The following is a 7,623-nucleotide window of genomic DNA, read 5'->3' as shown; positions in this document are numbered from 1 at the left end:
CCACCACACTCACGGGGTGGGGGTCACTTGTGCTTGGCCCCGGCGGCCTGGGCGTCGGCCTGGCACTTGCCCAGGGCGTCGTCCACGGATCCGCGACCGGCGATGTAGTCCGCGATGTACTGCGCGCACTTGTTGCCGACGTCCTGGAACTCCGGGATGGAGACGTACTGGATCCCGACCCACGGCTGCGGGTTGACGCCCGGCTGCTTCGGGTTCACCGCGCTCATCACCTCGAGCGTGATCGGCGCGTAGGCCTTGGCGGCTTCCTTGTACTCGGGGATCTCGTACGTCGAGGTGCGCGCGCCCGGCGGGACGTTGGACCAGCCGATCTTCGCGCCGACGAGCTGGTGGTACTCCTTGCTCGTCGCCCACTTGACGAACTTGACCGCAGCGTCCTTGTTCTTCGTCGTGGCCGGGACCGCGAGGTTCCAGCTCCACAGCCAGCCCGACTCCTGGGTCTTGTTGACGGGCATGTGGGCGTAGCCCATCTTGCCCTTCACCGGGGAGTCGTCGGCCTCGAGCATCGAGGCGGCGACGGAGGCGTCGGCCCACATCGCGGCCTTGCCCTCCTTGAGCGCGGTGAGGCACTCGTTGAAGCTGTAGGAGACGGGGTCCTTCTCACCCGACTCGTCGAGCATCGTCTTGTAGAAGGTGACGGCTTCCTTCCACTCGGGGCTGTTGACCGTCGCGTCCCACTGCTCGTTGTACCAGTTGCCGCCGAAGGTCTGCACGACCGTGGTGAGCGGCGCGAAGAGGTCGCCCCAGCCGGGCTTGCCGCGCATGCAGATGCCGGCCATCGAGCTGCTGTTGACCTGCTTGGCCGCCGCGGCGACCTCCTGCCAGGTCGGCTTGTTCGGCAGGGTGACGCCGGCCTTGTCGAGGACCTCCTTGTTGTACATGAGGATCGACGACTCGCCGTAGAACGGCACCGCGTAGAGCTTGCCGTCGTGCGTCAGCGCGTCGCGGACCGGCGGCAGGATGTCATCGACGTCGTAGGCGGCGTCAGCCTGCAGGTCGGGGGTGAGGTCGAGCAGCCAGCCGTTGGCCCCCCACTGCGGCGTCTCGTAGGCACCGATGGTGACGATGTCGTACTGACCGGCGCCGCTGGCCACGTCGGCGGTGACCGCGCTGCGCAGGTCGCCCTCCTCCATGACCTGGAAGTTGACCTTGACGCCCGGGTTGGCCGTCTCGTACTCGGTCTTGAGCTTCTCCATGTCCTTCATCTGGCCGTTGTTGACGGTGGCCAGGTTGAGGGTCACCGAGCCGCCGGCGCCTCCCGTGCCGCCGGCGTCGCCCGTCGAGACCGCTCCCGACGAACACGCGGCGAGTGACAGGGTCAGGGCCGTCAGGCTCGACCCGAGGATCAGCATGCGTCTGTTCGCAAGCATTCCTAGCTCCTTTGGTAGGCAATTCATCTCGTTCCCTCTGGCCCGGTGCGACGGGCCCCTCGTGGCGAGGCCCGCGGGAGTTCGGACGAGATGTCCGCCGTGGTTCGCAACAGGAACTTCCCGGAACGGTAAGAGGGGCTTGACAACGCCAACAAGCACCATCACCCACCTGATGTTGATACTATTTTTCGCGAGTGCGACGCAGGTCACACGGCGATGGTGTGCGGGGCTCGACCACCCGCAACGACTCGGCATCGGGAGGAAAGCGACTGTGGAGCACTCACCCGGCACCCCGGCAGGGCAGTCCCTGCGCCGTGAGGTGATCCCCCCGCACCCGCAGGCCTCGGTCCGGGTCCTGACCCATGACTTCCCGAGTGAGATCTGCGGCTGGGGCTACCACCCGGAGTACGAGATCCACCTCATCACCAAGACCCGCGGGAGCTTCATCGCCGGGGACCACATCGGCACCTTCGCTCCCGGGCACGTCAGCCTGATGGGTCCCAACCTCCCGCACGACTGGGTCAGCGACCTCGGCGAGGGTCAGGTCGCCGTCGACCGCGATGCCGTCATCCAGTTCAGTGACGAGTGGATCCGACGAGCGATGGAGCACCTGCCCGAGCTCGCCGAGGTCTCCGAGATGCTCAACCGCTCGACGCGCGGCCTCGTCTTCTCCGGGGCCACGGCCTGGCGCGCGGCCGAGACGATCCTGGCCTGTGTCAACAGCGCCGGGGTGGAGCGCCTCGGACACCTCTTCAAGATCCTCGCGCTCTTCGCCCACGCACCCGCGGACGAGTACGAGGTGGTGGCCAGCGAGTGGCTCGGCCGCCCCACGGACTCCACGGCCCGCGATGCAGGCGAGGCCGGGCTGAGCTACATCTTCGAGAACCTCACGGGCGACATCCGCCTCTCCACTGCGGCGCGGCTCGCCTACATGTCCGAGCCGACCTTCTCCAAGTACTTCAAGGCCGCCACGGGCACGACGTTCTCCAGCATGGTCAAGAAGCTGCGCATCGCCTACGCCCGCCGACTCCTCGACACGACCGAGCACTCGGTGTCGCAGGTCGCCGCGATGTCCGGCTACCACAACATGGCCAACTTCAACCGCCAGTTCCTCGCCGAGGTCGGCACGACGCCGACGGCCTATCGCCGCCTCGAGAGCGGCCAGAAGCCGCCGCCGGAGGTCTTCAGCCTCGGTCTTCGCGCACCCTCGGACTGACCGGCCGACGGGGCAGGTGCACGGGCTGCAGGAGTGACGGGCGTACCCTAGGGGGTATCGCCTGGGGACGATCACGGCGCGAACTCGCTCGAGCCCAGGCGGCACTGGAGGTGAAGGCACGGTGTTCGGTCCGGGATTCGGGATGGGCGCTTCAGGGTTCTGGGTGCTGCTGCTGATCGTGGGGCTGGCGGTGCTCGTATGGGGCCTCGTCGAGGCCCGCCGCCGGCCCTCCGCCGGGAACGACGGCTGGGAGCGGCAGCGACCCGAGGACATCCTCCGCGAGCGCCTCGCGAGGGGCGAGATCAGCGAGGAGGACTACCGGCAGCGCCTGCGGGTGCTTCGTGGTGGCTGACCTGAGTCGGCGCAACGCCTTGCGGTTGGCGGGACTCGGTGCCGCGACGGCCGTCGCCGGTGGCGTTGGCATCTGGCGCACCTCGACGGACGGGTCCGCGATCGACCCCGAGGCGGGCGGCCTGCTGGCGCAGCCCGCCGTCCTGACCAGCACCGGGGGTCGGCTCGAGGTGGAGCTGGTCGCAGGCCGCGGGGTCACCCTCGCCGGCCGCGAGACCCAGGCACTCGGCTACAACGGGTCGAGCCCGGGCCCGACACTGCACGTCCGGCCGGGCGACACGCTCCGAGTGCGGCTGACCAACCGCCTCGACGAAGCGACCAACCTGCACACGCACGGACTCCACGTCTCACCGGAAGGCCGCTCGGACAACATCTTCCGGGTCGTCGGTCCCGGCGAGTCGGGCGACTACGAGTTCGCCATCCCTGCGGACCACCCCGCCGGAACCTTCTGGTACCACCCGCACCATCACGGAACCGTGGCCGACCAGCTCTTCGGCGGCCTCTTCGGGGCCCTGATCGTTGCCGGCGCCGACGACCCGGACCTGCCCGAACGCCTTCTCGTGGTCAGCGACATCTCCCTGGATGCCGGGGGCCGGCCCGCGAAGCCGTCACTCCCGGAGATCATGGCGGGACGCGAGGGCGACCTCGTGCTCGTCAACGGTCAGCGGCTCCCCCGCCTCGACGTCGTCGCCGGTGTCACGGAGCGCTGGCGCTTCGTCAACGCCTGTGTGTCCCGCTTCGTGCGGCTCCAGCTCGACGGGCACCGGCTCGGGCTGCTCGGCCTGGACGGACAGGCCCTCGGCCCGCCCATGGACGTCGACGCGGTGACCCTGGCGCCCGGGAACCGCGCCGACCTGGTCGTCAGCCTCCAGCGCGCCGGGAGGCACACGCTCCGCACGCTGGCGGTCGACCGTGGCGGCATGGGCATGATGATGGGGTCGAACGACACCTCGCGCGAGACGGCGCTGGCCGAGGTCCGTGCAGTCGAGGCGAGCCGAAGCGGTCCTCCGGAACCGAAGGCGTGGCCGGGGCCCGGGCTGCCGGACCTGCGCGACCGCGATGTCGCCCGGCGACGCCGGATCACCTTCACCATGGGGATGTCAATGGGGATGTCGATGGGGATGGGTCCGGGGGGTATGACGTTCGGCTTCGACGGCGTCGAGTTCGACCCAGCCAGGGTCGACCAGGACCCTCGGCTCGGGACCGTCGAGGAGTGGACCATCGCCAACACCACGCCGATGGACCACCCGTTCCACCTGCACGTGTGGCCCATGCAGCTCATCGCTGGTCCCGGCTCGTCCGCGACCGACCGGCCGGACTGGCGTGATGTCGTCATCGTGCCGGGGGGCGGCGAGGTGCGGGTGCTGGTCTCCTTCGAGAAGTTCGGCGGACGCACGGTCTACCACTGCCACATCCTCGACCACGAGGACCGGGGAATGATGGGCATCGTCCAGACCCAGGGCTGACGGAGTCCTGCGGGAGGACCACAGACGTCCCCAGCCTCACCTTCTCCCCCTTGTGTGAAGACCACCACCGACGATGTCTCAAGTATCGATGAAGGTTGTGCCGCAGGGCTTTCGGTGCGCGCTGCCCCACCTCATGCTGGAACCATGAGCGGCACACCCCGCCGCCCCACTCGATGAAAGGTGATACGGATGCGCACCATGCTCAGGGCCCTCGGAGTTCTCGCGATCGCTGCAACAGGACTCCTCGTGGCCTCCCCGGCGCAGGCGGACGTGACCAACGACGACTTCGGACAGCACGTCGCCCAGTGTGCCCAGATGGGTTTCGACGGCGGCCACAACCCCGGCATGCACCAGGGCATCACCGGCTGGATGCCGATGGGCTGAGGAGCGCCGGGGGCTCCCGACAAGAGGCGAAGGCCTCGCTGCCACGGCAACCGCCGGCAGCGAGGCCTTCGTCAGTTCAGTCCGGGTCGCACTGCGGGCTCGCTCATCCGAGCGACGCGAGCAGATCCCGGCAGGCCTGCTCACAGCGGCGGCACGACTCCGCACACACGCGGCAGTGCTCGTGCATCGACGCATGCCGCTCGCACTCTTCGGCACAGGCCTTGCAGGCCTGCGCGCAGGCCTCCAGGACGGCCCGAGCGACGTTCGCGTCGTAGCCGGTGTGGCGGGACAGGACCGCACCGGTGGTCGCGCAGATGTCGGCGCAGTCGAGGTTCGTGCGGATGCACTTGACGAGGTCCGCGACCATGTCCTCGCTCAGGCACGCATCGGCACACGCCGTGCACGTCTGGGAGCACTCGTAGCAGGCCTGGATGCAGGCCGTCAGCTTGCCCCGGTCCAGGTCACCGAGGTCCTTGGGGTAGGTCTCGAGCATTGCCTCCACGGTATGCATGTCGTCCTCTCCTCCGGGCGACGGGCCGGACCGGACGCCCGGCGCTCTGGTGGCGTCGCCCCGACAACCCGCCTACCCACTGCGGCGACGGTCACCCCTACCGGCTCGAGGAGCCCCTCCAGATGGAGGAGCTCCTCGATGGTCCCTGAGTTCGACTACATCCGGTGGGCCATCGGCAGGGCGAACATCCACACGTTGAGCCCGGCCAACAGGATGATGAGCGAGGCCATCGGCAGCAGCGTCACCCGGCGGCGGGCCTCGGTGCGATAGCGCGAGTGCGCGATGCGGCGAGCCGCGTAGAGCGAGCCGGCCAGACCGAGGGCGAGCACGACGTACTGCAGGATCTGGATGGTCCCCGTGTCCATGAGCGCCGCGGACCCGTCGCCGGGGTCGCCGCCGAAGAGGGCGACGAGGGTGAACATCACGGACTTGCCTTCAGCGAGGAGGTGGAAGAGGTTGTGCGCGATGTGCCCCGCGACATCGAGCGGGATGAGGGCGTAGCCGAACCGCGCGAAGTTCAGCCGAACGCTCTCGAGGTTGCCGCGCGAGGCGACCTGCGATGCCAGGACGAGGAGCCCGACCGGTGCTCCGACCGCGATCGTGAAGGCCACGGTGAAGATGACGGACGGGCTCGTGATCCCGGTGGTCGTGCCGATCCAGTCGAGGAAGGTCGCCCACACGTCCAGCATGGTGAGGTTCTGGATGACGACGATCCCCATGATGGCCATGGCGAGGAAGGACTCCTCCAGCCGTGGGGTGCGGATGAACCACAGCTCGCTCGTGGGCTTGCGAAGCCTCAGCTCGAGAGCGTCGTTGGGGCAGGCCTTGATGCAGTTCGCGCAAAGGTTGCAGTTGGCGTTGGTGTCCATCGTGCGCGGGAACGTGAACAGCGGGCACCCGGCGACCTTCTCCGTGCCGTTGTAGCAAGCAGCCCGGCTCGTGCAGGTGCGGCAGACGTCCTGGTTGGCACGCAGCTCGATCATGCCGGTGCGGGCGTAGTTGCCGGACAGGCCGCCGAGGAAGCACAGGTAGCGGCAGAACGTCCGACGCTGGAAGAACGCGCCGGAGACGATCACGGCGGTCGTGAGCAGGAGTAGGAGGATGCCTGAGCCCCAGGGCGATTCGACGATCCCCCAGACGTGGTCGGCCCAGGTGATGATGATGAACTGGGCGTCGATGATCCAGATGCCGTAGCGCTTGAGGAACTGCGGCACCGGCTGGTTCGCTCCGACGAGCTTCTGCACCTGGTCCGAGATCCAGCCGAACGGGCAGACGGCGCACCAGAACCGGCCGAGCAGCACGAACACGATCGGGATGACCGGCCACCACAGCACCCACATGAGAGCGGTGCCGGCGTTGTCGTGGGCCGTGTCCGGCCCGACGAGCAGCTGGTAGGCGACGAGGCCGAAGACCGCGGCCACCAGGACCTGGAAGACACCGGGGTAGAGCCGGCTGCGCATGATGCGTGCCACCCACGGCAGCTCCATGAGATTCCGGCCACGGGCCGGTGCGGCGAAGCCCGGCTCTGGCGACTGTCCCGCGCTGGGGCGCGTCCGGATCGGGGCGCTCATCGCTCGTCCCCTGACACGATGCGCCGAGCCGGACGGGCAGCTGCGCGGGCGGCCGTCTGGCGGTCCCGGCGCTCCGCGGTGCGGCGACGCAGCACCCCGGCCGCCCCGAGGACGGCCGCGTTCACACCGGCGAACCCGCCGAGGACCAGGTTCCGCGAGGCGTCGTCCGGACCTGCGGACACCGACCCGTGACCACCGTGATCCTCGCCGTCCATCTGGCTGTGGTCCATCTCCTCGTCGCTCATCTGGCTGTGGTCCATCTCGCCGTCGCTCATCTGGCTGTGGTCCATCTCGCCGTCGCCCATCTGGCTGTGGTCCATCTCGTCATCCGACACCTGGAGAGCGTCGTCAGATGCGGCCTCAGCACCGTGTTCGTCACCGTGTTCGTCACCGTGTGCATCCGCATGGTCGTCGGCGTGGTCGCCGGTGTGGCCTGCCTCGTCTGCGTGCGCCGCATGATCGTGGTCCTCGTCGTCCTTCCCGCAGTCGCACTGGGGCCCAGCGACAGAAACGGTCTGAGGCGACGCGACGGCAGACTCCGCGACTGCACCGAAAGCGAGGAAGGTGCCGGCTGCTACGAGTGGATACAGGCCGACCTTGGTGATGAGACGACGACGCATGTGTGGCTCCTCGGGAAGGGGCGGTCTCCCGCCGCGGCTCTCATCCTTGGGGTGGGCCGGTGCACCGCGCAGCCCTTCGGGGCGATGTTGACCGAACCTTCAGGGAAGCGACATCG

At 68.6% G+C, this 7,623-nt stretch carries 8 protein-coding genes; 4 read left to right on the top strand and 4 right to left on the bottom strand.

The annotated features are described in order from the left end of the window. Positions 1-23: 23 nt before the first annotated feature. Complete coding sequence (locus OO014_RS11660) at positions 24-1,388, bottom strand: ABC transporter substrate-binding protein (RefSeq protein WP_272462489.1); 1,365 nt, start codon at positions 1,386-1,388, stop codon at positions 24-26. Positions 1,389-1,659: 271 nt separating this feature from the next. Between OO014_RS11660 and OO014_RS11655 the strand changes: the two genes are divergently transcribed. The 4 genes from OO014_RS11655 (at position 1,660) to OO014_RS11640 (ending at position 4,805) form a co-directional block, all read left to right on the top strand. Next, positions 1,660-2,604 carry an AraC family transcriptional regulator gene (locus tag OO014_RS11655; protein WP_272462488.1) on the top strand — a complete coding sequence of 315 codons (945 nt, stop codon included), beginning with the start codon at positions 1,660-1,662 and terminating at the stop codon, positions 2,602-2,604. A gap of 121 nt (positions 2,605-2,725) precedes the next feature. After that, a complete protein-coding gene (locus OO014_RS11650) occupies positions 2,726-2,956 on the top strand; it encodes an SHOCT domain-containing protein (protein ID WP_272462487.1) in 231 nt (76 codons plus the stop codon). Further along, positions 2,949-4,421: a multicopper oxidase family protein gene (locus tag OO014_RS11645; RefSeq protein WP_272462486.1), complete on the top strand. Its 1,473-nt coding sequence runs from the start codon at positions 2,949-2,951 to the stop codon at positions 4,419-4,421. The genes OO014_RS11650 and OO014_RS11645 overlap by 8 nt, the downstream gene beginning before the upstream one ends. Positions 4,422-4,610: 189 nt before the next feature. Further along, positions 4,611-4,805, top strand: coding sequence for a hypothetical protein (locus tag OO014_RS11640; RefSeq protein WP_272462485.1), 195 nt, complete (start codon positions 4,611-4,613; stop codon positions 4,803-4,805). Between the two features lie 103 nt (positions 4,806-4,908). Here OO014_RS11640 and OO014_RS11635 read toward each other — a convergent pair whose 3' ends face one another. The 3 genes from OO014_RS11635 to OO014_RS11625 form a co-directional block, all read right to left on the bottom strand. Continuing rightward, on the bottom strand, positions 4,909-5,316 hold the full coding sequence (locus OO014_RS11635) for a four-helix bundle copper-binding protein (RefSeq protein ID WP_272462484.1): 408 nt from the start codon (positions 5,314-5,316) through the stop codon (positions 4,909-4,911). Positions 5,317-5,471: 155 nt separating this feature from the next. Next, the gene (locus tag OO014_RS11630) at positions 5,472-6,887 is read right to left on the bottom strand and encodes a 4Fe-4S binding protein (RefSeq protein ID WP_272462483.1); all 1,416 of its coding nucleotides are present in this window, start codon (positions 6,885-6,887) and stop codon (positions 5,472-5,474) included. After that, complete coding sequence (locus OO014_RS11625) at positions 6,884-7,507, bottom strand: hypothetical protein (RefSeq protein WP_272462482.1); 624 nt, start codon at positions 7,505-7,507, stop codon at positions 6,884-6,886. Before OO014_RS11625 ends, OO014_RS11630 begins: the two co-directional genes overlap by 4 nt. Positions 7,508-7,623 lie beyond the last annotated feature (116 nt).

It is taken from the genome of Intrasporangium calvum (assembly GCF_028446585.1).
Classification (GTDB): Bacteria; Actinomycetota; Actinomycetes; order Actinomycetales; family Dermatophilaceae; genus Intrasporangium; species Intrasporangium calvum_A.
The sequence above is the reverse complement of the archived record's forward strand: the minus strand, read 5'-3'. Positions and strand labels throughout refer to the sequence as shown.